This window comes from Oceanobacter kriegii DSM 6294 (assembly GCF_000422845.1).
GTDB lineage: Bacteria > Pseudomonadota > Gammaproteobacteria > Pseudomonadales > Oceanobacteraceae > Oceanobacter > Oceanobacter kriegii.
In genome coordinates this window covers 283,284-308,551 of record NZ_AUGV01000003.1, presented here as the reverse complement: position 1 = coordinate 308,551, position 25,268 = coordinate 283,284, and the positions used below count along the sequence as shown (strand labels likewise).

23 protein-coding genes are annotated in these 25,268 nt (G+C 57.3%); 15 read left to right on the top strand and 8 right to left on the bottom strand.

Annotation, left to right across the window (positions count from 1 at the left end):
* Window positions 1-25 precede the first annotated feature (25 nt).
* From hemF to G516_RS0101350, 4 genes are all read right to left on the bottom strand, one after another.
* Window positions 26-976: an oxygen-dependent coproporphyrinogen oxidase gene (gene hemF, locus G516_RS0101365; RefSeq protein ID WP_028292129.1), complete on the bottom strand. Its 951-nt coding sequence runs from the start codon at window positions 974-976 to the stop codon at window positions 26-28.
* A gap of 21 nt (window positions 977-997) precedes the next feature.
* Window positions 998-1,555 (bottom strand): L-threonylcarbamoyladenylate synthase, encoded by a 558-nt coding sequence (locus tag G516_RS0101360; RefSeq protein WP_245582581.1) that lies wholly within the window; start codon window positions 1,553-1,555, stop codon window positions 998-1,000.
* 133 nt (window positions 1,556-1,688) lie between these two features.
* Window positions 1,689-2,831, bottom strand: a complete 1,143-nt coding sequence (dprA, locus tag G516_RS0101355) for a DNA-processing protein DprA (protein ID WP_028292127.1) — start codon at window positions 2,829-2,831, stop codon at window positions 1,689-1,691.
* A gap of 104 nt (window positions 2,832-2,935) precedes the next feature.
* Complete coding sequence (locus G516_RS0101350; protein WP_028292126.1) at window positions 2,936-3,970, bottom strand: LysM peptidoglycan-binding domain-containing protein; 1,035 nt, start codon at window positions 3,968-3,970, stop codon at window positions 2,936-2,938.
* 156 nt (window positions 3,971-4,126) lie between these two features.
* Here G516_RS0101350 and def point away from each other — a divergent pair, with 156 nt between their 5' ends.
* Genes def through G516_RS0101325 form a run of 5 tightly spaced genes read left to right on the top strand, consistent with a single transcriptional unit; the run spans window position 4,127 to window position 9,902 of the window.
* Window positions 4,127-4,645 carry a peptide deformylase gene (gene def, locus G516_RS0101345; protein ID WP_028292125.1) on the top strand — a complete coding sequence of 173 codons (519 nt, stop codon included), beginning with the start codon at window positions 4,127-4,129 and terminating at the stop codon, window positions 4,643-4,645.
* 24 nt (window positions 4,646-4,669) lie between these two features.
* Window positions 4,670-5,626, top strand: coding sequence for a methionyl-tRNA formyltransferase (gene fmt / locus G516_RS0101340; RefSeq protein ID WP_084644789.1), 957 nt, complete (start codon window positions 4,670-4,672; stop codon window positions 5,624-5,626).
* Complete coding sequence (gene rsmB, locus G516_RS20580; protein WP_245582580.1) at window positions 5,623-7,065, top strand: 16S rRNA (cytosine(967)-C(5))-methyltransferase RsmB; 1,443 nt, start codon at window positions 5,623-5,625, stop codon at window positions 7,063-7,065. Before fmt ends, rsmB begins: the two co-directional genes overlap by 4 nt.
* On the top strand, window positions 7,062-8,435 hold the full coding sequence (gene trkA, locus G516_RS0101330; RefSeq protein ID WP_028292123.1) for a Trk system potassium transporter TrkA: 1,374 nt from the start codon (window positions 7,062-7,064) through the stop codon (window positions 8,433-8,435). The genes rsmB and trkA overlap by 4 nt, the downstream gene beginning before the upstream one ends.
* Window positions 8,436-8,453: 18 nt before the next feature.
* Entirely contained in the window at window positions 8,454-9,902 is a 1,449-nt protein-coding gene (locus G516_RS0101325) for a TrkH family potassium uptake protein (protein WP_028292122.1), read from the top strand.
* Window positions 9,903-9,983: 81 nt separating this feature from the next.
* On the opposite strand, the gene G516_RS20575 is transcribed toward G516_RS0101325, so the two are convergent.
* Entirely contained in the window at window positions 9,984-10,895 is a 912-nt protein-coding gene (locus tag G516_RS20575; protein WP_051218817.1) for a lysophospholipid acyltransferase family protein, read from the bottom strand.
* A 161-nt stretch (window positions 10,896-11,056) separates the two neighbouring features.
* Between G516_RS20575 and G516_RS0101315 the strand changes: the two genes are divergently transcribed.
* Together G516_RS0101315 and G516_RS0101310 are read left to right on the top strand one after the other, a co-directional pair.
* Window positions 11,057-12,703: a response regulator gene (locus G516_RS0101315; RefSeq protein WP_028292121.1), complete on the top strand. Its 1,647-nt coding sequence runs from the start codon at window positions 11,057-11,059 to the stop codon at window positions 12,701-12,703.
* Window positions 12,700-13,341: a sensor histidine kinase gene (locus G516_RS0101310; RefSeq protein WP_028292120.1), complete on the top strand. Its 642-nt coding sequence runs from the start codon at window positions 12,700-12,702 to the stop codon at window positions 13,339-13,341. Before G516_RS0101315 ends, G516_RS0101310 begins: the two co-directional genes overlap by 4 nt.
* A 206-nt stretch (window positions 13,342-13,547) precedes the next feature.
* Here G516_RS0101310 and hmpA read toward each other — a convergent pair whose 3' ends face one another.
* Together hmpA and G516_RS0101300 are read right to left on the bottom strand one after the other, a co-directional pair.
* Complete coding sequence (hmpA, locus tag G516_RS0101305) at window positions 13,548-14,735, bottom strand: NO-inducible flavohemoprotein (protein ID WP_028292119.1); 1,188 nt, start codon at window positions 14,733-14,735, stop codon at window positions 13,548-13,550.
* Window positions 14,736-14,816: 81 nt separating this feature from the next.
* Window positions 14,817-15,113, bottom strand: a complete 297-nt coding sequence (locus tag G516_RS0101300) for a hypothetical protein (protein ID WP_028292118.1) — start codon at window positions 15,111-15,113, stop codon at window positions 14,817-14,819.
* Between the two features lie 153 nt (window positions 15,114-15,266).
* On the opposite strand from G516_RS0101300, the gene norR reads away from it, so the two are divergent.
* The 3 genes from norR to glyS all read left to right on the top strand — a co-directional run bounded on the left by norR (window position 15,267) and on the right by glyS (window position 20,134).
* The gene (gene norR, locus G516_RS0101295; protein ID WP_028292117.1) at window positions 15,267-16,907 is read left to right on the top strand and encodes a nitric oxide reductase transcriptional regulator NorR; all 1,641 of its coding nucleotides are present in this window, start codon (window positions 15,267-15,269) and stop codon (window positions 16,905-16,907) included.
* Between the two features lie 135 nt (window positions 16,908-17,042).
* Window positions 17,043-18,056, top strand: coding sequence for a glycine--tRNA ligase subunit alpha (glyQ, locus tag G516_RS0101290; protein WP_028292116.1), 1,014 nt, complete (start codon window positions 17,043-17,045; stop codon window positions 18,054-18,056).
* On the top strand, window positions 18,056-20,134 hold the full coding sequence (glyS, locus tag G516_RS0101285) for a glycine--tRNA ligase subunit beta (protein WP_028292115.1): 2,079 nt from the start codon (window positions 18,056-18,058) through the stop codon (window positions 20,132-20,134). Before glyQ ends, glyS begins: the two co-directional genes overlap by 1 nt.
* A gap of 125 nt (window positions 20,135-20,259) precedes the next feature.
* On the opposite strand, the gene G516_RS0101280 is transcribed toward glyS, so the two are convergent.
* The gene (locus G516_RS0101280) at window positions 20,260-21,012 is read right to left on the bottom strand and encodes a 4'-phosphopantetheinyl transferase family protein (protein WP_028292114.1); all 753 of its coding nucleotides are present in this window, start codon (window positions 21,010-21,012) and stop codon (window positions 20,260-20,262) included.
* A 118-nt stretch (window positions 21,013-21,130) separates the two neighbouring features.
* On the opposite strand from G516_RS0101280, the gene G516_RS23620 reads away from it, so the two are divergent.
* The 5 genes from G516_RS23620 to G516_RS20560 are packed head-to-tail and all read left to right on the top strand — an operon-like array spanning window position 21,131 to window position 25,240.
* A complete protein-coding gene (locus G516_RS23620) occupies window positions 21,131-21,829 on the top strand; it encodes a beta-ketoacyl synthase chain length factor (RefSeq protein ID WP_169449484.1) in 699 nt (232 codons plus the stop codon).
* The gene (locus tag G516_RS20565; RefSeq protein ID WP_084644785.1) at window positions 21,826-22,653 is read left to right on the top strand and encodes a lysophospholipid acyltransferase family protein; all 828 of its coding nucleotides are present in this window, start codon (window positions 21,826-21,828) and stop codon (window positions 22,651-22,653) included. Before G516_RS23620 ends, G516_RS20565 begins: the two co-directional genes overlap by 4 nt.
* Window positions 22,654-22,672: 19 nt before the next feature.
* Window positions 22,673-22,918 carry an acyl carrier protein gene (locus tag G516_RS0101265; protein ID WP_028292113.1) on the top strand — a complete coding sequence of 82 codons (246 nt, stop codon included), beginning with the start codon at window positions 22,673-22,675 and terminating at the stop codon, window positions 22,916-22,918.
* A 17-nt stretch (window positions 22,919-22,935) separates the two neighbouring features.
* The gene (locus G516_RS0101260; protein ID WP_028292112.1) at window positions 22,936-23,490 is read left to right on the top strand and encodes a COG4648 family protein; all 555 of its coding nucleotides are present in this window, start codon (window positions 22,936-22,938) and stop codon (window positions 23,488-23,490) included.
* On the top strand, window positions 23,483-25,240 hold the full coding sequence (locus G516_RS20560; RefSeq protein ID WP_051218814.1) for an ApeI family dehydratase: 1,758 nt from the start codon (window positions 23,483-23,485) through the stop codon (window positions 25,238-25,240). Before G516_RS0101260 ends, G516_RS20560 begins: the two co-directional genes overlap by 8 nt.
* The last annotated feature ends 28 nt before the right edge of the window (window positions 25,241-25,268 follow it).

Sequence of the window (25,268 nt, the reverse complement as noted above, 5' to 3'; positions counted from 1 at the left end):
ACGGTCAGACCGCCGCCCGTCATCATCAAACCCACTCTTTGTGGGGCAAAAAGTCGCTGTACAAGCGCGCTTCCGCAGAACCCGGTTCCGGGTTCCAGTCGTAGTCCCAATGCACCACCGGTGGCATCGACATCAGAATCGACTCGGTACGACCGCCGGTCTGCAAACCAAAAATGGTGCCGCGGTCGAATACCAGATTGAACTCAACATAGCGGCCGCGACGGTAACACTGGAACTTGCGTTCCCGCTCGCCCCAGGTTTCATGCTTACGGCGTGCCAGAATCGGCACATAGGCATCAATAAAGCCGTTGCCCACCGCCTGCATAAAGTCGAAGCTTTTGGCGAAGTTCAGCTCACCATCCCAGCGGTTCAGATCGTCGAAGAACAGCCCGCCAACACCGCGACTTTCGTTGCGGTGCTTGAGATAAAAGTAGTCGTCGCACCACTTTTTGTATTCAGCAAAGACGCCGTCGCCAAAGGGTTCACAGAGATCCTTCGCGGTTTGGTGCCAATGCACCACATCGTCTTCGTAAGGATAGAATGGTGTGAGGTCGAAGCCACCACCAAACCACCAGACTGGCGCTTCGCCTTCTTTTTCGGCCACAAACAAGCGTACGTTGGCGTGAGAGGTCGGCACGTAAGGGTTTTGCGGGTGAATCACCAGCGATACTCCCAGCGCCTGAAAACTGCGACCGGCCAACTCAGGGCGGTTAGCGGTTGCCGATGCAGGCAACTGCGCACCTTTCACATGGGAAAAGTTAACACCGCCCTTTTCAATCACGGCACCGTTGGCCATCACCCGGGTGCGGCCACCGCCAGTCAGTTGCAGGGCACCTTCCGATTCGCCCCGTTCCCAGGCGTCTTCCTCAAAGCGAGCCTTGCCGTCTTCGGCTTCAATGGCGGCACAGATGCGGTCCTGCAAATCCAGCAGAAAGGCTTTGACGGCCTGAACATCACATTGGCTGCTGTCAGTCATAGCAAATCCTTGTGGTTTGGCTCAGCGCAAACGAGCGCCGTCCAGTGTACGAATTTCAGAAGGTTGGGCGCGGCCACCCAGATCACCCGGCAGGATGAAATCCAGCTGGCTGCCGAAATACGAACGCAGCTTCAGCGGCGTGCGAGCTGGCTCGGCACCGGCCGGGTTGGCCGAAGTCGACACCAGCGGCCCCACTTCCAGACACAAGGCCCTTACCAACGGGTGGTCAGGAATTCGAACCGCCAGCGACGAGTGGGTTCCGCGCAGCATCGGGCTAACCTCTGGCTTGCACGGCAGCACCCAGGAAACCGGCCCCGGCCAGCTGGCCTGTACCAGCTCAAGGTCGGCATCAGACAGTGGTTCCAACCAGTCTTCCAGTTGTGACAACGACGCTGCCACGACCACCAGCCCTTTGTGCCAGGGGCGCTGTTTCAGATCGAGAATACGTTGGATGGCGTCGTCATCGTCGGGCAGACAACCCAGTCCCCAGACGGCTTCGGTGGGATAACCAATGACACCACCATGGGCCAGCGCAGACGCGGCCTGACGGAGGTGCCAGGAATTGATGAATCTGGCCAAAAGGAAATTTCCTGCATGGATAACGGCTTTATTTTGGCATTACTTTAAACCTGAACGGACAATAAGTCAGCCGCGCGTCCACGCCACACAGCGTTTACAGCAGCCATCAAAAGCCCCTGAAAGAGCGCATGGATCAACGCAAACGGCGATAGCCACCCGCTTCCTGCCGCAACCAACCGTCCAGTTCCAGCTCCAGTAACTCGGCCAGCAGCACCGACACAGCAGCCCCAGTGCGAATGGCCAGCACGTCCAGACTGGTGGTGTTGGCAAAGTCGAGTTGCTGTACCAGTGCAGGCACCTGGACTGCGTCCGGCGCTGGCGTTGAATCCGCCGCGAGCTCGCTATTGGCCGATGGGCTGGTGAGGTTGAATAGCCCCAGTTCTTCCAATACATCACCGGCATCCCGTACCAGCGTGGCACCGTCGCGCAATAACAGGTGACAGCCTGCTGCCAGTGGGTTGGTGACCGCCCCCGGCAAGGCCATCACATCGCGGCCCTGACTGGCGGCCAATCGGGCAGTAATCAGAGAGCCGGATTTTTCTGCCGCTTCGGCCACCACCACAATCTGGCTCAAGCCACTGACAATACGGTTTCTACCGGGAAAGAAGGCTGGCAAGGGCGCGGTGCCCGGCGGCAGCTCGGACAGAATCAATCCGGTTTCGGCGATGCGCTGGTACAAACGACGATGACGCTTGGGGTACACCACATCAATGCCACAGCCCAGTACCGCTACCGTCGAGCCGCCCGCAGCCAGTGCGCCGTCGTGAGCGGCACCATCAATCCCCAAAGCCAGACCACTGACCACACAGACACCGGCCTTGGCCAGATCATGGGCACACTGCCAGGTCCATTCGCGGGCATAAGGTGTCGGGTTACGACTGCCAACCAAAGCCACCATGGGCTGTTTCAGCACCTGCGGGTTGCCGTACCAGTTCATCCACAAGGGCGCATCCGGCAGGCTGGCCAAGGCTTCGGGGTAGCTACTGCAATCGCTGCCCATGATGCCCTTGTGGAAACCGTCGGGCCATTCCAGCAGAGCGTGGAAGTCGCCATGATCCAGCGGTTGCTGCAAGGCTGCCAAGGCGTCCGGGGCAAGCCCCATGGCCTGCAATTCGGCGTCGCTGGCGTTGGCCAAGGGAGCCAAACCACCCAGCTGTTCGCGGAGGGCATACAACGACTGGCGACCGATTCCCTTAACCCGGGAGAGCTGCCACCAGCGTCCTAGAAGATGCTCTATCGCCGCTACTCGCGCCGACAGGCTTGTTGTCTCGTCCATAAGTCAGTCCGGTAATTGAAATGTGCCGGAACGGGCCATCCGTGCCCGTTGGGGTAACCTGCTGAGGTCCTCGTAGCAGGACAGTCAGCAGGCCTTATCCGTTATTACGGATTTTCAAAGCCATCACCCACCCGCAGTGGGCGGGTGGCTTTCATCACCAGCGCGTAAGACAGTTTGTCGAACGTGCGGAATACCATCATGGTGCCGGCACGTTCCGCTGGCAAGCGTACTTTCTCTTTGGCAACACGGTCATATACCACCGCACCGGCCTTGTGGATCACCAGAATATCGCCTGGCTCCAAATAGTCACGTTCACCGCGGTTGATAACAACCACATCATATTGACCAACCTGGGATACCCCGCCGGATACCGCCATGATCTGGCCGGTGACGTCGTGTTTAGGGCTTTTCGGGAAAAACTGGGTCACCAGCTCACGATCTTCGGTTGGCAGCAGCAAATCGCCAATGGAAGCTTGCTGGGTGGTGCGATCCAGTTCCAGCGTGGCAATGTCGTCGTCGCGGGCACGCACTCGGGCCAAGCCCACATCCACCGCTTCCAGACCCAGCTGTTCGCCGGTTTCCGGATCAACGTACATCTGGCTACGACGGAACACGCCGTAGGCTTCGGCGTTGTGGGTGTCGAAGTCACCACGGGCGTAAATCTTGCTGCCAGCGCCCATCAGCAGGTGATCGTCTTCACCGGCAATGATGCGTGGAGCGTTCTGCAGCTCTGCTTCGTCGACCACACGGTGCTCGGTCAGATAGCCACGAATGGCACTCATCGGAATCGCCGGAATCGCCGATTCAATGGATTCAATGCGGGCGGTGGCGGTCAGTTTCACGGTACGGCTGGCCTGACCACGGGAGATCACACCCACGCGGGTTTCACCGTTTACCTGAATCAGGCCGATCACATCACCGGGAAAAATCAGGTGAGGGTTTTCAATTTGGCTATTCTGATACCAGATTTCCGGCCACTGCCAAGGGTCGTTGGTGAACTTGCCAGAGATGTCCCAGAGGGTATCTCCCTTCACTACAACGTACTGACTGGGCGCGTTCGGAAGCAATTGCAATGCCGATGCACTGAGGGAAAACCCAATCAGCCCGATAGCCAGCAAACGCTTGAAGGTTTTGCTCATCCTCTATTCCCTTTATCATCCACAACTGAAATAAACTGAATTCACCGGGTTGGTGGCACAGCGTGCTGACGCATTGGCAATTGATAGCCAGTAGCTGCATGCAAGCCCAAGTGTAACAAGCCATCAGCACCAAGTTCTATAAAAGTACCCTGAGCCATGGCACTACTACCCATACTTGAATTTCCAGACCAGCGTCTGCGTACTGTAGCGAAACCTGTCGAACAAGTAGATGACCGAATTCGCAAGATCATCGACGACATGTTCGAAACCATGTACGACGCCCCGGGCATCGGCCTTGCCGCCACCCAGGTCAATATCCACGAACGCATCATTACCATTGATGTCAGCGAAGACAACAGCGAGCCGCTGGTTTTCATCAACCCCGAGATTACGGTACTTGAGGGTGATGAGGAAACCATGCAGGAAGGCTGTCTGTCGGTGCCTGGCTTCTACGAGGAAGTGACCCGCATCGAACATTGTCTGGTGAAGGCCATCGACAAGGACGGCAAGCCGTTTGAACTGGAATGCACCGGCCTGCTGGCTGTCTGCATCCAGCATGAGGTGGATCACCTCGAAGGCAAGCTGATGGTGGATTATATCTCGCCGCTGAAGCGCAACCGCATCAAGGACAAGCTGGAAAAGAAACACAAGCGCGAAGCGCGGTCGGGTAAATAACCCGACTTTTACAAGGCACCGTGAATGGCTTTGAACATTATTTTCGCCGGCACCCCGGATTTTGCCGCCGAGCACCTGCAAGCACTGGTCGCCAGTGAACATAACGTGATTGCTGTCTACAGCCAACCGGATCGTCCGGCTGGCCGCGGCAAGAAGCTGCAACCCAGCCCGGTTAAAAAAGTCGCGCTGGAGCACGACCTGCCGGTCTACCAGCCGCTGAACTTCAAGCAGGCTGAAGACGTTGAACAGCTGCAAGCGCTTAACGCCGACATCATGATTGTGGTGGCCTACGGCCTGATTTTGCCGAAGGTGATTCTGGATGCGCCGAAACACGGCTGCCTCAACGTCCACGCGTCTATTTTGCCGCGCTGGCGCGGTGCTGCACCAATCCAGCGTTGCATCGAAGCCGGCGACAAAATGACCGGCATCACCATCATGCAGATGGACGTTGGCCTCGATACCGGCGACATGCTCAGCAAGGTGACCACCGGCATCAATGCCGATGACACCGGCGGCAGCCTGCACGATCGTCTGGCCGACATGGGCCCAGCGGCGCTGCTGCAAACCCTGCAACAGGTTGAAGCGGGCGAACTGAAGCCCGAAGTGCAAAACGATGCGCTGGCCAACTACGCCCACAAGCTGACCAAGGAAGAAGCACTGATCCACTGGGACGACAACGCCGAAGGCATCGCCCTGCGAGTGCGTGCCTTCAACCCGTTCCCGATGACCTACACCGTTCTGGGCAACGATCGTATCAAGGTATTGCAGGCCGAGGTTCTGGCCGACGCCAAAGCCACGGTGCAAACCCCGGGTACGATTCTGGCGGTCAGCAAGCAAGGCATCGACGTTGCCTGCAACGACGGTGTGCTGCGTCTGACCAAAATCCAGCTGGCTGGCAAAAAGCCGATGAACGTCGCCGACGTCATCAATGGCCAGCCGACTCTCTTCCAACCTAACTACGTGCTGGCCAGTCAACTTTGAGCGATTCCAACTCCCCTGCTTCCCCACAAGGTCATCACCAACCCGGTAATGACCCGTGGGCGAAAGCCAAACGCCTGCAATCCCACAATGTGCGGGCGCTGGCCGCCATCGCCCTACAACGGGTGGTAGAAGGCGCATCGCTCAACACCGTGATGCCAGACATCGAGCGCCAATGCCCGGATGAAGACCGTGGTTTTCTGCGCGACCTGATTCTGGGCAGCTGTCGCTACCATCATCGCCTTAACGCGCTGGCCAAAATGCTGCTGAACAACTCCTTCAACAACGAGCAGGCGATCCTGCACCAGTTGTTGATTGTTGGTCTGTACCAGCTGGATGTTCAGCAAAAAGAGGCCCACGCAGCGGTGCACACCACCGTTGAAGCCGCGTCCGAGCTGGGCCACGATCAGGCCCGCGGAGTGATGAACGCTTGCCTGCGCCGCTATTTGCGCGAACAGGAAGAACTCACCAAAGCCATCGCCAACAACCCGGTAACCACCACCAGCCACCCGAAATGGCTGGTGAAAATGCTCACCAAGGGCTGGCCCGAGCAGTGGCCTGAGATTCTGGCCAACAACAACGAACTGCCGCCGCTGTGCCTGCGCGTCAACGAACGCGAATACAGCCGCGACGAGTACCTGGCCAAGCTGTTCGAAGCCAACATTGATGCACGCTTGGCGCACCACAGCGACAACGGCATTTATCTGGCCGAACGCTGTGACATTACCAAGCTACCGGGCTTTGCCGACGGTGCCTTCAGCGTACAGGACGAAGCCGCCCAGTTGGCCGCCGAGCTGCTGAACCCGCAAGACGGTGAAAAAGTCCTCGATGCCTGCTGCGCCCCGGGTGGCAAAAGCTGTCATTTGCTGGAGCTGGCCGACATCGACCTGACGGCGGTCGACCTCGAAGCCTCACGCATGACCCGCGTTGAAGAAAACCTCACGCGCCTGAAGCTGAACGCCAAACTGATCAGCGCCGATGTGATCGACAGCGCCAGCTGGTGGGACGGCGAACCGTTCGACGCCATTTTGCTGGATGCGCCGTGTTCGGCCACCGGCGTGATTCGCCGTCACCCGGACATCAAGCTGCTGCGTCGTCGTGAAGACATTGAACAGTTGGCCGACGTACAAGCAGCCATTCTGGATGCCTGCTGGGCGATGCTGAAGCCTGGCGGCCGTTTGCTGTACGCCACCTGCTCGGTATTGCCGCAGGAAAACAGCGAGCAAATCGAAGCCTTTTTGAGTCGTCATGCCGATCTGGTAAACAAACCAGCGCTTTTGTCACTGGACAAGCCGTGGGGAAGCGCCTGTAATGCCGGTCGTCAACTTTTCCCGACGCCCGATGGCACCGACGGCTTCTACTACGCCCTGTTGCAGAAGCCCGTTGCTGACACGGACGCCGTACCTCCAGCCCAGTCTCAGGGAGAGGCGGAGCACGTATGAAGATCATTATTCTGGGTGCCGGCCAGGTAGGCGGCACACTGGCCGAAAACCTGGCCGTTGAGCAGAACGACATCACCGTGGTCGACACCGACCAGAGCCGTCTGCGCGAGCTGCAAGACCGCATCGACATCAAAACCGTTTCCGGCCATGGCTCGTTTCCCTACGTGCTGCGCGAAGCCGGTGCCGACGATGCCGACATGCTGGTGGCCGTCACCAACTCTGACGAAACCAATATGGTGGCCTGTCAGGTGGCGTACTCCTTGTTCCGCACCCCGACCAAGATCAGCCGTATTCGCTCCAGCGCGTATCTGAAACAAAAAGACCTGTTCCGGATCGATGCCTTTCCCATCGACGTATTGATCTCGCCTGAACAGGTAGTAACCACTTACATACGCCGTCTGCTTGAATATCCGGGGGCCTTGCAGGTACTCGACTTCGCTGACGAACGCGTACAGCTGGTTGCGGTGAAAGCCTATTACGGCGGTCCGCTTGTGGGACAGGCGATCCACCAGCTGAAGAGCCACCTGCCCGACGTCGATACCCGGGTGGCGGCGGTGTTCCGTCGCAACAAGGCGATTGAGCCGACCGGCGATACCGTGATTGAAGCCGACGACGAGGTGTTCTTCGTCGCGGCCAAGGCTCACATCAAAAAGGTGATGTCGGAGCTGCGTCGGGCCGAAGATTCCTACAAGCGCATCTTTATTGCCGGTGGCGGCAACATTGGTTATCGCCTCGCCAAGGCGCTGGAAAAAGACTTCAACATCAAGATTCTGGAACGTCACCCGGAACGGGCTCGCTACCTCAGCGAGAACCTCGACCGTGCGGTGGTGTTGCGCGGCACGGCCACCGACAAGGCCTTGCTGGAAGAAGAAAACATCGAGAACACCGACGTGTTCTGTGCTCTGACCAACGATGACGAGGTCAACATCATGTCGTCGTTGCTGGCCAAGCGTTCCGGTGCCCGCAAGGTGATGACCCTGATCAACAAGGCCGCCTACGTCGACCTGGTGCAGGGCGGTGCCATTGATATCGCCATTTCGCCGCAAACCGCCACCATTGGCTCGCTGCTGACCCACGTTCGTCGTGGCGACGTAGTGAACGTTCACTCCCTGCGTCGCGGCGCAGCCGAAGCCATTGAGGCCGTTGCCCATGGCGATGCCATGTCGTCGAAAGTAGTTGGCCGTGCCATCAAGGACATTCAGCTGCCACCGGGTACTACCATTGGTGCCATTGTGCGCGGCGACGAAGTAATCATGGCCACCGGCGACGTGGTCGTCGAATCCGACGACCACGTGATTCTGTTCGTGGTCGACAAACGCCACATCGCCGATGTGGAGAAACTCTTCCAGGTCGGTCTGGGCTTCTTCTGACGGGCTGGGAGGCCACTCATGCATTTATCAGTTATTGCCCGGGTACTGGGTATATTCCTGATGCTGTTCAGCCTGACCATGTTGCCGCCCATGCTGGTGTCGATGTGGTTCAACGACGGTGCGCTGATGGCCTTCGCCAGCGCCCTGCTGATTACCTTCGGTTTTGGTTTTGTCTGCTGGCTGCCGGTACGTTCGGCCCATCACGACCTGCGTACCCGCGACGGCTTTGTCATCACGGTGCTGTTCTGGATGGTACTTGCGCTGTCGGGGTCGATTCCCTTTATGCTGTCCGAAAGCCCGGGGCTGAGCTTTACCGACGCCTTTTTTGAGTCGCTGTCGGGCTGGACCACCACGGGTGCCACCATCATGACTGGCCTCGATAACCTGCCGGAAAGCATTCTCTGGTATCGCCAGCAGCTGCAATGGCTGGGCGGTATGGGGATTATCGTATTGGCGGTAGCGGTATTGCCGATGCTTGGCATTGGCGGCATGCAGCTGTTCCGCGCCGAAACCCCGGGGCCACTGAAAGATTCCAAGCTGACCCCGCGCATCACCGAAACCGCCAAGGCGCTGTGGTACATCTACCTGAGCCTGACGGTGTCCTGCGCGCTGGCCTACTGGTTTGCCGGGATGAGCGCCTTTGATGCCATCGGCCACAGCTTTGCCACCGTGGCGATTGGCGGCTTCTCGACCCACGATGCCTCCATTGGCTACTTCGACAGCGCCACCATCGAGATGATTGCGGTGGTGTTTATGCTGATTTCATCACTCAACTTTGCGCTGCATTTTTTCGCCCTGCGCTACCACTCGTTCCTGCATTATTTCCGCGATGCCGAGCTGAAATTCTTCCTCACCGTGATGGGCGGCGGCATTGCCCTGACCATTCCGGCACTGTGGCTGACCGACACCTACGGGCTGGCGGAATCCGTTCGCTACGGCATTTTTGAAACCGTGTCGGTGGCCACCACCACCGGTTTTGGCACCGCCGACTTCTCTACCTGGCCGATCTTCCTGCCAGTGCTGCTGTTTATGATGGCGTTTATTGGTGGTTGCGCCAGCTCCACCGGCGGCGGCATGAAGGTGATTCGGGTGCTGCTGATCTTCAAGCAGGGTTCCCGTGAGATCAAACGCCTGATTCACCCCAATGCGGTGATTCCGGTGAAGATCGGCCGCGACCCGGTATCCGAACGGGTACTGGAAGCCGTCTGGGGGTTCTTCGCCCTGTATGTGATTACCTACATGGTGATGATGATTGCCTTGCTGGCCACCGGCCTGGATCACGTAACGGCGTTCTCCGCAGTGGGTGCCTGCCTCAACAACCTTGGCCCGGGTCTGGGCGAAGTGGCGGCCAACTACGGCAGCATCAGCGACGCCGCCAAGTGGATTTGTGCGCTCACCATGCTGCTGGGACGGCTGGAGATTTTCACCTTGCTGGTACTGATCACCCCGGCGTTCTGGCGCGGTTGATTCGCCCCTTGCTCGCGCCTGAGCGACGCCAATAAAAAAGCAGCCAACTGGCTGCTTTTTTTGTCCTTTAACACATCGTCGTTACGGCACACCCGCGGCTTTGTAGGGGTTCTTGCCGCCATCAGGCTGACGTTTGAAGCGCTTGTAGGTCCACTGATATTGCTCTGGTGCCGCGGCGGCTACCGCCGCCACCGAACGGTTCATGGCCGCGCAGGCTTCATCGGCGTTATCGCTGTAAATACCGTCATCCGGCTTCATAAAGTACAGGTCAAAGCCATCGGCGTTGGGACGTCGTACGGTGTAGGCAAACAAGGCCTGGGCCTTGGTGCGCTGCAATAATTCAAACGGCATCCGTGGAGTCAGTGTGGAGACGCCCATAAAAGGAACAAACACCCCACTGCGTACTTCCGGCTCCTGATCGGGCAGGAATCCCGCCACACCGCCTTTTTGCAGGGTACGAAACAGCGCTTTGACGCCGGCAGGCGTGGTCGGAACCAGCTTTGCACCGGAGGATTCACGGCGATCGCGCATCCACTGATCGAACACCGGGTTCTTGGCCGGTTTGAACATCACCGTCAGCTCCAGCAGCGAACTCAGGTAGTAATTGATCAGTTCCCAGTTGCCCTGGTGCGGTGCCAGCATCAGCAAGCCGCGCTCATCGGCCATCGCTTCGTCCAGCAGCTCCTTGTTGTGAACCTGCTTGATGTACTTCAACGCTGCCTGCTGCCCCTTGCCCCAGAAGCCGCCCATTTCAGCGCCAACAATGCCGCTGTGCAGGCACACCTGCTTCAGCCGCTGTTCGCGCTCGGCGTCGCTCAGGTCGGGATAGCACAAGCCAAGGTTTACCCGCGCCACTTCGCGGGCCCGGGTCCGACGCCAGTACATGCCATGGCCTATCAAACGGCCCAGCCCTTGCGCCGCAGCTAGCGGTAGCAAGCCCATGGCCTTGATCAGGCCGATGGTCAGTTTTCCGGAAATTGCTTCCACGTTCATATCTCGGTGTTGGTCCAGCAGGCTCGGAAGTGTACGGCTTCGACAGCGCCTTACAAGTCTGCGTTCACCCATGCTGGCTGGCCGCCAGCATGGGGCTGCGGTTTTTCAGAGCAGCTGGCGTGGCTGGTCTACACTGAATGGCAGTAAACGCAGGGGTTTCCATGACAACAGCAGCTCAACAACTGGGCCAGAAGCAGATTCTGGTCATCGATGACATGGTCGAGTCGCGCAGTGCCATCAAGCGCATGCTGGTGCAATTGGGCGGCGAGAAAATCGACACCGCCACCGACGGCGATGATGCCATGGCCAAAATACAGGCCAAGGATTACGATCTGGTGATCTCGGACTACAACCTTGGCAAAGGCAAGGACGGCCAGCAGATTCTGGAAGAAGCCCGTTACACCAAACGCCTGAAAGCCACTTCGATCTTTATTATGGTTACCGGCGAAAACGCCTCGGACATGGTGATGGGCGCGCTGGAATACGAGCCCGATGCCTACCTGACCAAGCCCATTACGCCACAGATTCTGGCCCAGCGACTGAAACGCATCATCAACACCAAGAACATCATGCAGGAGATGCTGCAAGCCATTGATGGCGACCGCACCATGAAAGCCATTGAGCTGGGCAACAAGCTGATTGAACGCCAGCCGCAATTCATGCCCGCCATCATTCGCCATATCGGCCCGCTGTACATATTGCACAAGGAATACAACAACGCCATCCGGGTGTATTCGATGGTGCTGAACGACCATTACCGCTCATGGGCGCGACTGGGACAGGCAATTTGCATGCACCGGCTGGGCGATTCGCTCAGCGCCTTGGCGCTGCTGAAAGAAACCCTCCGCCGCCAACCCCGCTACGTGCAATGCTACGACTGGATGGCGCGCATTTACCTCAGCATGGAAGACCGTCAGAAAGCCCAGCAGCTGCTGGAGCAAGCAGTCAGTATTTCGCCCAAGGCGGTGTTGCGACAGCGTGAGCTGGGCCAACTGGCGATGCAAAACGAAGATTGGGAAGTGGCCGCCAACGCCTTCGACCAGGCCGTGCGGCTGGGGCGTAACTCGTGCCATAAAAACATCGACGCCTACCTTAACCTGGCCGACTGCGCCCACCCGCTGCTAATGGATGATTCCGTCGCTCATCGCCGCCTGGGTCAAAAAGTTCAGCGAGCTTTGGCGGAATTGCAGACGGACTTCAACAACAAAAGCGCGATACAATATGCCGGTCTTCTCGCTGAAGCCCGCATCTGTCATGCCATGAAGCAGCCGGAGAAATCCAACCACGCGCTGAACATGGCCGAGCTGATGTTCAAGGAAATGGAAGCCGCGCCGGTTGAGGATGCGCTGTCACTGACGTCCACCATGATCCAGTGTGGTCAGCACGTCAAAGCCAACGACTTGCTGCGCACCATCGACGGCATGCAGCTGACCCCGGCCCAGCGCCAGCGCATGGAAGAGCAAATGAGTTTGCTCGACGAAGCCGAGATTCGCCAGAACAGCGACCGCATCAATGCCGAAGGCATTGGCTTTTACGAGCGTGGCGAACTGGAAAGCGCCCGGCAGTCGTTTGACATGGCCTGCGCCTACCCCGAAGCCGGCATCAGTGTGATACTGAATGCCATTCAGGTACGCGTCAGCATGATCAAGCAGCCCGGTTGCAGCAGCGAACAACGCCAGCAACTGCTGCGCGAATGCCGCCCGCTGTTCAAGCGCATCGGCATGCTTGGCGAGAACGACGACCGCTACCAGCGGCTCGAAACACTCAAAGCCAACTTCACACGCTTGCTCCAGGAGCCAGCAACATGAAATTTGATTACATGGTCGGGGCTGTTATCCACGACCTGAAAAACCAGCTCAGTACCCTGCTGGCCTGCGAACAGGAGGCCCTCAGCCAGATTCCTGAACGCTATCATCACGTGCTCAAACCGGTGCTGCAAAACACCAACCGACTGCAAAACGACACCTTGCAGATGATGACCCTGTTCCGCATGGAAAAGGAGCGCGACTACCCGCTGGACGACGCCTGGCCCCACGACACCGTGTTGGACGCCATTGCCTCCATCCAGATTCAGTTTCCGAACATCAAGTTCACCAACGACATCAGCGAAGAGCTGCAAGGCTTCTACAACGACGACCTGCTGCACATGGCGCTGATCACCCTGATGACCAACAGCGCCCAGGCCGGAGCCACCGCCCTGCGCCTGACCGCCACCATCGACAACGCCTGGTTGATCATCCGGGTCGAAGACAACGGCCACGGCTTCGACCAAAGCGTGCTGAATGGCGACACCATCACCACCAAAGTGGGTGGCAGTGGCTTGGGCCTGTATCTGGTTGGCGAGATTGCCCGTCACCATAAATTTGGCGAACAAGTCGGCAAAATCAGCTGCAGCAACCTGCCCAAGGGCGGCGCCGAAGTAAGTATTCACATACCTCATTACTGAGGCAGATCAGGCATCGCAATTATCCCGAGTGCCAAAGGCACCCGGGTGCAAAGCGATGGTTTTTTTGGGCATATAGAAATATGGGGTTATGAGCTGTGGCGTTGAGGGAATGTGACGACGTGATCCACTGCATACCGAACTTCGACAACAACAGCACACAACAGACACGCCATCTTCAAACCTCTCTCACACCGCTCATACGTCGGTCACAGATCCGCGTGAGGCCCAAACACCTCGTAGTGAATACGCTGCAGACTCACTCCCAACACCAACAACTGACGCTTGATCGCTGCCATAAAACCGACCGGACCACAGAGATAAAAATCACCATCGGCCAGCGGTAATTGTTCCGCCTCCCCAGCCAGCGCCATGGTGCCGCGACGCAGCTGCTCTGCGACTTCATCCCCTTCCCGATACCAACTGATTTGAGTAAACGGCCGCTGCGCATTCAACTGCACCAACCGCTCACGAAAGCTGTGTTGCTGCTGCCGTTCACAGGCATGCAGCCAGACCACTTCACGCCGGGATTGCTCGGCCCAGAGGGTTTCCAGTATTGCCATCATCGGGGTCACCCCAACACCAGCAGATATCAGTGCCACCGGGGTATCAGCAGGTTGCAGCCAGAAATCTCCCACCGGGGCAAACAGCTCAACCTCGTCACCCACTTGCAGTTGGTCATGCAGGTAGTGCGACACCACTCCTGGCTGGTCAGTCCCTTCGCGTTTCACCGAAATGCGGTAGCTATCGGCCCGCCAGGCATCTGATAGTGAGTACTGACGAATCTCCTTGTGGCCATTTTCATTGGGCTGAACTTCAATGCCCAGATACTGGCCGGGCTGATAACGCGCCACCGGGCCACCATCCACCGGCACAAACCGAAAGCTGCAAACCAACTCGGATTCCGGTGTTTTCTCAGCCAGTCGAAAGCGACGACGTCCCCGCCAGCCGCCCTCAGCCGCTTCATTGGACTGATAGATTTGCGCTTCGCGCTCAATAAAGATGTTCGCCAGCACACCGTATGCCGCCGTCCAGGCATCCTCAACCTCAGGGGTGAAGGCTTCTCCCGCCAGTTCGCGCAAGGTCTCGATCAAGTGACTCCCAACAATGGCGTACTGTGACGGTTGAATGTTGAGGCTTGCGTGTTTGTTGGCAATGCGCTCAACCAGCACAACCAGCTGGCTCGGCTCCTCGATGTGCGTGGCATAGGCCGCTATCGAAGAGAACAGCGCCATGGCCTGACGCCCACTGTGCTGGTTCGACATATTGAAAATGTCTTGCAGTTCGGGGTTATGGCGAAACATACGCTGATAAAAGTGCTCGGTAATCGCCGTTCCGGCCGACTGCAGCAGTGGAATGGTACTTTTAACCACATCAATTTGACGTTGGGACAACATGGAAGTAACTCCTTCAGAGGGAAGGTCCCGACCGGCAACATGCCAACCAGAGACCCCGGGATTCAAAAACGGGATACCGGCTCAGGCTTGCTGACGCAGCCACTGGTTACGTTTGTTTTCGGCAACAAAGCGCATGATGAAGCCGAACTTGATCAGCGTGGCCCACAGCAAGGTGCTGATGTGAAACAGCCCTTGCAGCAGCAACGAAAACTGCTCCGCCAGGGTGTAGCTGAACACTACCGATAGCAGTGTCATCAGCAGCCCCAGCAACATCGCCCAGTTGCCCGCAACGAACAGCTGCTGGTACCCAATCAGCTCTGCAGGCAGCACCTGCGAGGAGGAGAGGTGAAGAGATGAGAAATGAAGAGAAGACCACATAACACGCTCCTGGCTCAGTATCTTCTCTGGCTTTAGCGACTTCCGTGCCAGCCAACAAAATCCAATAAAAACAATAAGTTAAAATCACAACGAGCCAAATAGAGTCATTTGGACTACACTAACAAAATGTTAAAACGACTTCAGGGTGTCAAATTGACTCACATATCCATCAATGCGCTGATCGAACTGGCGCTGGACCTGAGCCGTAGCTTGTCGAGCAACGATCGTTTCGAGCGCCTGCTGGCGACCGTACGACAAGCCATTCCCTGTGATGCGGTGGTGTTACTGGCCAAACAAGGGGAGCTGCTCAAGCCGCTGGCACAGCAAGGCCTGACTCCCGACAGCATGGGTCGCCGCTTCGAGATCGACAGCCACCCACGTTTTCAGCACATCTGTCGTAGCCACAACGCCCTGCGTTTTGCCGCCGACTGCGAGTTGCCAGACCCCTACGACGGCTTACTGCTAACCGACGATCACGACCTGCCCATTCATGCCTGCATGGGGCTGCCGCTGATGTTTGAAGACACCCTGATTGGAGTTCTTACACTCGATAGCCTGACCCCCGGGGAATTTGACGACATTCCTGAACGTACTCTGGAAATCATTGCCGCCATGGCAGCCGCCAGCCTCAACACCGCGCTGACTCTGGCACTGCTGGAACGCAATTCCGCCCGCGCCGAAGCATTGGTGAACGAACTGACGCGCCCTATGCCACACCAGCAACAGGTCGACATCATTGGTCAGAGCCTGCCGATTCAACAGCTCAAAACCGACATCCAGACCGTGGCGCAATCCGATCTCACAGTACTGATCCTGGGCGAGACCGGCACCGGCAAGGAGCTGGTCGCCCAGTCCATCCACCAGCAATCCCGTCGCCGCGAGGGCCCCCTGGTGTACATCAACTGCGCCGCCTTGCCCGAAAACCTGATCGAAAGCGAACTGTTCGGCCACGTGCGCGGCTCATTCACCGGAGCCACCCAAAACCGCACCGGCAAATTCCTGCTGGCCGATGGTGGCACACTGTTTCTGGATGAAATTGGCGAACTGCCTCTGGCACTGCAAAGCAAGCTGCTGAGAGCCCTGCAAAGCGGTGAAATCCAGACGCTCGGAGAAGACACGCCAAGAACCGTCGATGTACGCGTGATTGCCGCCACCAATCGAAATCTGGCCGATGAAGTGCGCGACAATCGTTTCAGGGCCGACCTGTATCACCGCCTGAGCGTGTACCCGATTCAGGTTCCTCCTTTGCGAGAGCGCGGCAGTGATATCGCTCTGCTGGCCGGTTTTTTCGCCGAACGCAGTCGCCGCAAGCTGGGCATTCGCAACCTCCGCATACAGCCCGATGCCATTCAAGCCATGCTGCACTACAACTGGCCGGGCAATGTGCGCGAGCTGGAACATCTGATTGACCGTGCATCCCTGCGTGCCCGTAGCCGCTCGCAGCGCACCGGCAGCAGCGGCGTAATCGACATCGAACGTGCAGACCTTGGTACTCTGCTGGATGAGCACGCTGTGCCAGTAAGCGCGTCTTTTACTGCTACAACGACAGCTACAAGTACAGTTGCAACCACAGCCAGTACTCCCTCTGTGGCTGAAGCAAACGCAATAACCGGCCTACGTGACGCCACCGAACAACTGCAACGACGGCTGATTATGGAAGCGTTGGAACAGCATCAGGGCAACTGGGCGGCGGCTGCCCGTCAGCTACAACTGGACCGCGCCAACCTCAGCAGACTGGCCAAGCGATTGGGCATTCATGTCCAACGCTCGGTGCACACACAGCCACCGGAATAAACAAACCGCCTGACGAACCACAGAACCCCAGCCAATTGCCCCTGTGAACCCGCGTCTGCCCTGCTATAATCGCCGCCTTTGTTTTTTCGCGGTTATTACGGACAACCGCCATTCCAAACCCCAGGGGTAGAAGCTGTGAGCCAGAGTCGCCATAACGTCAAAACCTTTCAGGGCATGATTGCCGCCCTGCAAGAGTACTGGTCCGATCAGGGCTGTGTGATTAACCAACCACTCGATCTTGAAGTCGGCGCCGGTACGTTCCATGTACACACCTTCCTGCGCGCGGTTGGCCCGGAGACCTGGAACTCTGCCTACGTTCAGCCAAGCCGTCGTCCAACCGACGGTCGTTACGGCGAAAACCCGAACCGTCTGCAGCACTACTACCAGTTTCAGGTAGTGATGAAGCCCTCGCCATCCAACTTCCAGGAGCTGTATCTGGGCTCCCTGAATGCGTTGGGCGTCGACACTCTGGTGCACGACATTCGCTTCGTAGAAGACAACTGGGAATCCCCAACACTGGGTGCCTGGGGTCTGGGTTGGGAAGTATGGCTGAACGGCATGGAAGTGACCCAGTTCACTTACTTCCAGCAAGCCGGTGGTCTGGAATGTTTCCCGGTGATGGGTGAAATCACCTACGGTCTGGAACGTATTGCCATGTACCTGCAGGAAGTAGACTCCGTTTACGACCTGGTCTGGACCTACGGCCCGGATGGCAAACCGGTAACCTACGGCGACGTGTTCCACCAGAACGAAGTGGAGCAGTCCACCTACAACTTCGAACACGCTGATGTCGATTTCCTGTTTCAGGCCTTCGACCAGTACGAAAAAGACTGCAACAAGCTGGTGGCCGCCAACCTGCCACTGCCAGCCTACGAGCAGACCCTGAAAGCCTCCCACACCTTCAACCTGCTGGATGCTCGCGGTGCGATTTCCGTGACCGAGCGTCAGGGTTACATCCTGCGTGTGCGCACCCTGGCCCGTGCCGTAGCGCATTGCTACTACGACAGCCGCGCCGAGAAGGGCTTCCCACTGGCCGAAGAAGGCATCCGTGAGGAAATCCTTGCCAAATGGCAGGCCGACAAAGAGAAGGAAGCGGAAAAAGCGCGCAAGAAGGCTGAGAAAGAAGCAGCCAAGCAGGAGGGTAAATAATGGCAACTCAAGATTTTCTGGTCGAACTGGGTACCGAAGAACTGCCACCGATGGCACTGAAGTCCCTGACTGACGCCTTTGCTGGCGGCATCGAAAACGGTCTGAAAGACGCTGGCCTGAGCTTTGGCGAGATCGAAATTTTCGCCGCTCCGCGCCGCATGGCCGTGCGCATTGCCGATCTGGCCGACAAGCAAGCCGATCAGGAAGAAACCCTGTTTGGCCCACCAGCCAAGATCGCCTACGACGCCGATGGCAACCTGACCAAAGCCGCTCTGGGCTTTGCCCAGCGTGCAGGCGTTGAAGCGGCGGACCTGAAAGAAGCGCCGGAATCCGAAGGCAAGAACGCTGGCAAGCTGATGATCCAGCGTACTATCGCAGGCAAGAACACCGTTGAGCTACTGGCCGACATGGTTCAGAACAGCCTCGACAAACTGCCGATTCCAAAGCGCATGCGCTGGGGGGCTTCCCGCGTTGAATTCGTGCGTCCGGTACAGTGGCTGGTGATGCTGTTTGGCAACGACGTCGTCGACGCCGAAGTGATGGGCCTGAAAGCCGGTCGCTTGTCCCGTGGCCACCGCTTCCACGCGCCTGCCGAAGTGAGCATTGACTCACCGGCCAGTTACCGTGAAACCATGCGTTCCGTGTACGTCATGGCCAGCTTTGAAGAGCGTTCCGAGCTTATCGCCAAACAGGTGGCTGCCGAAGGTGAAAAGCTGGGTGGCGAAGCCATCATCGGCGACGACCTGCTGGAAGAAGTGACTGCCCTGAACGAGTGGCCGGTGGCACTGGCAGGCTCCTTCGAAGAAGAGTTCCTGACCGTTCCGGCGGAAGCACTGGTGTCTTCCATGAAAGAACACCAGAAATACTTCCACGTAATGAAAGACGGTACCCTGCTGAACAACTTCATTACCGTCTCCAACATCGAGTCGAAAGACCCGACTCAGGTGATTGCCGGTAACGAAAAAGTGATTCGTCCACGTCTGGCCGACGCCAAGTTCTTCTGGGACACCGACCGCAAGCAGACTCTGGAAAGCCGCTTCGAGAAACTCGAAAACGTGGTGTGGGTGAACGCGCTGGGCTCCATCGCCGACAAGGCTCGTCGTATCTCTACGCTGGGTCAGAAAATCGCTACCGCCACCGGTGGCGACACTGCGCTGGTAGAACGTGCCGCCAAGCTGTGCAAGAACGATCTGGTTTCCCAGATGGTGTTCGAATTCACCGACCTGCAAGGTCTGGCCGGTAAGTACTACGCCGAAAACGACGGCGAGAACGCCGAAGTCGCGCAGTCCATCATCGAACAGTACATGCCTGCCTTCGCAGGTGACGAACTGCCAGCCAGCGCCACCGGTACCGCCATCGCTTTGGCCGACCGTCTGGACTCACTGGCGGGTCTGTTTGGCATTGGCCAGCTGCCAACCGGCTCCAAGGACCCGTACGCCCTGCGTCGTGCGTCTTTGGGTGTGCTGCGTATTCTGGTTGAAAAGCAGATTGATCTGGACCTCAACGAACTGATCGACTGGGCGTTGGACAACAACTGGTCTGCCGAACTGAAAGCCGACACCAAAGCCACGCTGGTTGAATACATGTTGGATCGTTTCCAGGCCTGGTACAGCGACGAAAACATCCCGGCCGAAGTGTTCCAGTCCGTGCGCGCACTGGGCGTGACCAAACCACTGGACATCGACCGTCGTGTGAAAGCCGTACACGCCTTCTACCAGCTGGAATCTGCCCAGGCACTGGCCGCCGCCAACAAGCGGGTATCCAACATCCTGGCCAAGAATGAAGGCGACAAGGTAACCGCCGCTGTGGATGCTGCCCTGTTCCAACAGGACGAAGAAAAAGCCCTATTCGAACAAATGACCGGCCTTGCCGACCTGACCGGCCCACTGCTGATCAAAGGCGACTACCAGGGTGCCCTCAACGCACTGGCACAACTGCGCAACGTGGTTGACGCCTTCTTCGACAACGTCATGGTCATGGCCGACGACGAAGCGGTGAAAACCAACCGACTGGCACTGCTGAAGCAACTGCGCAGCATGTTTGTTGGTATTGCCGACATCGGTCTGCTGCAGGGCTAACGCTCGTTCGCCAGTAATTGATCGACTGCACGATCACATCAAAGCCACCGAACCTGTGTTCGGTGGCTTTTTTGTATCCTGATGTTTTGTGCATTGGCAAGTAACCCGTCTTCAGCGATACCCAGTCATACCAACAACTGACTGCGGGCCAGCACTACTGAATTCTCAGCACCAACAGCTGCTTCGGCTGTTGAACCAGTGACTGTTATTTCAGCTGAGCTATGCGCCACTGTGACGGCCAGCATGATCTGCTGGTACTGCCCCCAGAACGTTGCTCGTCCAGCTGCATCAATAGAATCACTGACCATCTCAACGCTACCTTGTCGCAAGCACATCCTCCCAAACTCTGCCAGATCAATGCCTCGCCCCTGTTGCTTGACCCAACTTTCATAGCAACACCACCAACGATACCAAAGCTGTACTTTGCTCAATGGCTGCTGCTTCGACCAATGTTCTTGCAGATCAACAGAGCCGAACAAAGCCACCATGTCGTCCAGTGATCGCTTTTCGGACAGCCGTTCTATATCGACACCCACCGCAGCGTCGGGATCAATAGCACAGGCCAGCTGTGCGCAACTGTGAGAAAGTGAAACGCCCATTTTCCTGGCTTCCAGCATTGATATAGCGGCTTGCTCTACTAACAAGGCCCCTGATTGTTGCTGACCAATCCGCCAATCGTGGGGCTGGCCACCAAAGCGCTCGGATAATGACAGCCGCAAAAACCAGTGACCCGCCAGATAGGTCAGACGCCTTGACGGAGAGGTCATATCTCTCAGTCGCCCCGTTTCACTAGCGCTCAGCCAGAGCTGATCAGGCGGAGGGGAGATGGCGGATTGTTCGGCCAGGTGGACGGTACAGCCGGATAAATACTCGCTCATAGACCCCAGATTGTTGTTTATTGGTTAGTCAACAAAGCGGCCGAAAAGCGTCTTTACGCTTGCCTGACGATGTCTGGCCAGTACAATACGCCGCCAATTATATGGATGAGAGTGTTCCGTGTCCGGTATTAAATGCAGCGTCAGGGATTGGGCCGTATGGATGCCGGTTTCAGATGACTCGAACAGCAATAGCCATCAGGTCAGCGCACCGTCACTGGGCCTGATTCCGGCCATGATGAGGCGCCGACTTGGCCAGCAGGGCAAGATGGCTGTTTCCGTGTGCTCGGCACTGATCGAGAAGCAGCCACAGCTGCCAATGGTTTTTTGCAGCCGCCACGGTGAAATCCAGCGTTCACTGGAAATTCTCACCACTCTGATTGATGGCGAAACGCCGTCGCCAATGGCATTCAGCCTGTCGGTCCACAATGCCGTCAGTGGCATACTGTCGATTGCTACCCACAATACCCACGCGATTACTGCCATGGCAGCAGGTGAGCACGCCATCGTCAATGCACTCACCGAAGCCTGCATGATTCTGCATGCCAATGATCATGACGCAGTACTGTGTGTGATTCACGACCTGCCATTGCCGGAATTGTATGACGATGCAGGCATTGATCCGGCTGAGCCCTACGCCATTGCCCTGCTACTGGAACAAGCTGGTGATTGCCCGATCAGTATCGACTTCGAGCACAAGCAAAACACCCAGCCTGGCATGCTGGAGCAGGTAGCGATGCTGGCTGAGTTGCTGCACGGCAACACTGAACAAGTGCCGCTGGCTGCTGCCCAAATTACACGCCTGCCGGTGACACCGTGAGCAGCCTGCTGAGCCGTGTATGGCGTACAGTCGCAACCGCATTCTGCTTCGCCACATTTGGTGTTGGCGGTAGCCTGATTGCGCTGATCGTCAGTCCGGCACTGGTCTTGCTGGTGCGCCATCAGCGGCGGCGTCAGGCTCTGGGAAAACGTTTTGTCAGCCTCTGTTTCCTGTTGTTTATCAACCTGATGCGAGCCGTCGGCGTGATGACATACACCATTCGCAACCGTGAACTGCTGGAGCAGCCGGGACAACTGATTCTGGCCAATCACCCATCACTGATTGATACCATTTTCCTGATCGCCTTCGCTCGCAATGCCGATTGTGTGGTGAAGGGTAAACTGCTGAAAAACCCTTTTACCTGGGGAGCTATACGGCTCACAGGCTACATTGCCAACAGTACAGCAGAAGGGGTGATCGCGGCTGCCGGAGACTCTATGAAGTCAGGCAACAATCTGATCATTTTCCCAGAAGGGACCCGTACCACGGCGGGCAAAGCACAGGTAATGAAACGCGGGGCGGCCAATATTGCTATCAAGACAGCAACCAACATCCGGCCAGTGGTTATCCGCTGTGAACCCGCGGCATTAACCAAGGAAATCAAGTGGTACCAGGTTCCCAAACGCCGGGTCCATATGACTCTGGACGTACGCCCGACCATTTCGGTAGAACAGTACGCCAATTCGCAAAACCAGGCTCTGGCGGCGCGTCAGCTGACGCAGCAACTGGAGCAATATTTTAATAAGGCGGTGAGCACGACTCCGGCACCTGACGGCGATCAGAATAACGGATGTCTGAATCAACCACTCAGCCGCTCACTGTAGTAGAAGTAGGACCGAAACCATGACAAGAGATGAAATCAGCGGCCACGTAACCCGTGTCATTATCGAACTGTTCGACATTGAAGAAGACAAGATCAACGACGATGCCCGCCTGTACGAAGACCTGGATATCGACAGCATTGATGCCGTCGACATGGTCGTTGAAATGAAAAAGATCACCGGCAAGAAGATCAACCCGGAGAACTTCAAAAGCGTTCGCACTGTCGGCGATGTGATCACCGCCGTTGAGGCGCTATACCAGAACTAACTGGCCGCGAGTCACCCATGAAGCTGTTCTTTACCATTGTGATGGTGGTGCTGTCGGTATGTTATCCGCCTGCAGTGTATTTGGGTCTGCAATATTTCAGTGCCAAATATCTCGCCTTGCTACTGCTGACGCTGGGGGTCGCACGTAGCCTCACCAATGGTGCCCTGAACAGCAGTAGCCGCTGGATCATGGTTGGCTTGCTGGCGCTACTGTCAGGCTGGACCTGGTTTGCTGAAAGCGATGTTGCCCTGAAGCTCTATCCAGTACTGATCAGCCTGAATTTGCTGGTGCTGTTTGGCTGGAGCTTGTGGCACCCGCCCACCATCGTCGAAAAACTCGCAAGACTTCAGGATTCCAACCTGCCCCCCAGTGGTATCGCCTACACCCGCAAGGTCACCAAGGTATGGTGTGGCTTTTTTTTGGTCAACGGCAGCATCGCTCTGGCGACAGTGCTGCATGGCAACGACCAGCTCTGGACCCTGTACAACGGACTGATTTCCTATCTGCTGATGGGAACCCTGATGGCCGGTGAATTTCTGGTTCGCCGCCGCGTAAAGGCACAACATGGTTGATTCCCTCACCCGCTTTGAAAGCCGCTACCAACAGCCGGCTAACCCACACGCCCTGTTGTTTGCAGGTAACGAAGGCCACCTCGACGTCGCCAGCTGGCTACAACGTGTAGCCGACTGGCAGGCCCGACTCGACCAACAGCAGGCCAGCGCCACACCTCTACGACGTTGCGCGGTATTTCATCCCGATCTGGCGGAATTCAGCGCCATTGTTTTTGCTCTGTGGTCGCGCAAACTGATTGCCTGTGTTCCAGGCGCCAATAACAGTGGCACCATAGAAGCGCTGGAACCTTTGGTAGATGCGTTCGCTGGTGACTTTCCAGCCACCAGCAAAACCTGTTTACACGCTGCCGCCGGATCAGGCCGCGAGCCGCTTCAAGCGTTGCAACAACCATTGGATTACGATCAGGAACTGCTGGAAATCTTTACTTCCGGCTCCTCTGGCGAACCCAAGGCGATCACCAAAACATTGCGCCAGATGGCCGCCGAAACCACCGCGTTGGAGCAGCTCTGGGGCGCAGACCTCGCCGCTGCCAGCTGTGCTATCGGCACCGTCAGTCATCACCATATTTATGGCATGCTGTACCGCCAGTTGTGGCCATTGAGTCAGGGCCGCCCGATGTGGCGAGATACCTGTGCCTTTATCGAGGACGTCACCCAGGCTATCGCCACGCTGGATGAGTCATCGTTCATGCTGATCAGCAGTCCGACTCACCTGTCGCGACTGCCAGACAACTTCGATTGGCAACCATTGCAACAATACAGCCGCATGCTGTTCAGCTCCGGTGCGCCACTCCCGGAGGATGCCTCCATTGCATCGGCAGCAGCGTTTGCGACCAATGTGAACGAGATTCTGGGCAGCTCCGAAACCGGTGGTATCGCCTGGCGTCGCCAGCACCGTGTTGACCAGAGTCACTGGACTCCGGGTCCCGGTATTAATGTGCGTGTCAGCCCCGATAACCAGTGCCTCGAGATACGTTCTCCGTTTCTACCGGACATGGAGTGGTACGCCACCACCGACCGGGTGCAACTGAATAATGACAACACGTTTACCTTGCTGGGCCGCACCGACCGTATTACCAAGGTCGAGGGCAAACGCCTGTCGCTGACAGCCATGGACAATCAACTGCAGACCAGCGAGCTGGTTCGCGAAGCCCGATCTCTGGTACTGCGTGGCCACCGCGATGAAGTGGCGGCGGTCATCACGTTGTCGGTAGCTGGCCTGCAGAGACTCCAGCAAGCAGGCCGAAAGGCACTGTTTGATGAGCTGCGCGAACAGCTGCTGAATTGGTTTGAACGGCCGTTACTGCCGCGCAAGTGGCGCATCGTACTGGACATTCCCCGTAACTCCCAGGGTAAGACCCTACTGCAGGATCTGATCGATTTGTTTGCTCCCAATAACGACATGCCGGTGATCATGACCGAACATCGCATCGACAATGGCATTCAGCTGGATTTGCAGATTCCGGCCCAATTGCGCTGGTTTGAAGGCCACTTCGACGATCATCCAATCCTGCCAGGTGTGGTGCAGACCGACTGGGCCATCAACCTGGGGCAAAAATATCTCAACCTGCAAGGCGAGTTTCAGGGCATCAAGAACCTCAAGTTTGCCAATCCGATCCTGCCCGGTGATCGCGTCAGTCTGACGCTATCACTGAAGGCACGGGACAGTTCCCACGATCTGGTATTTGCCTATCGCCACGACGACAAGGCCCATTCCAGCGGCGCGATCAGTTTCAGCGATCCGCATTAATACCGCTGGCCAATAACAAACAGGACGA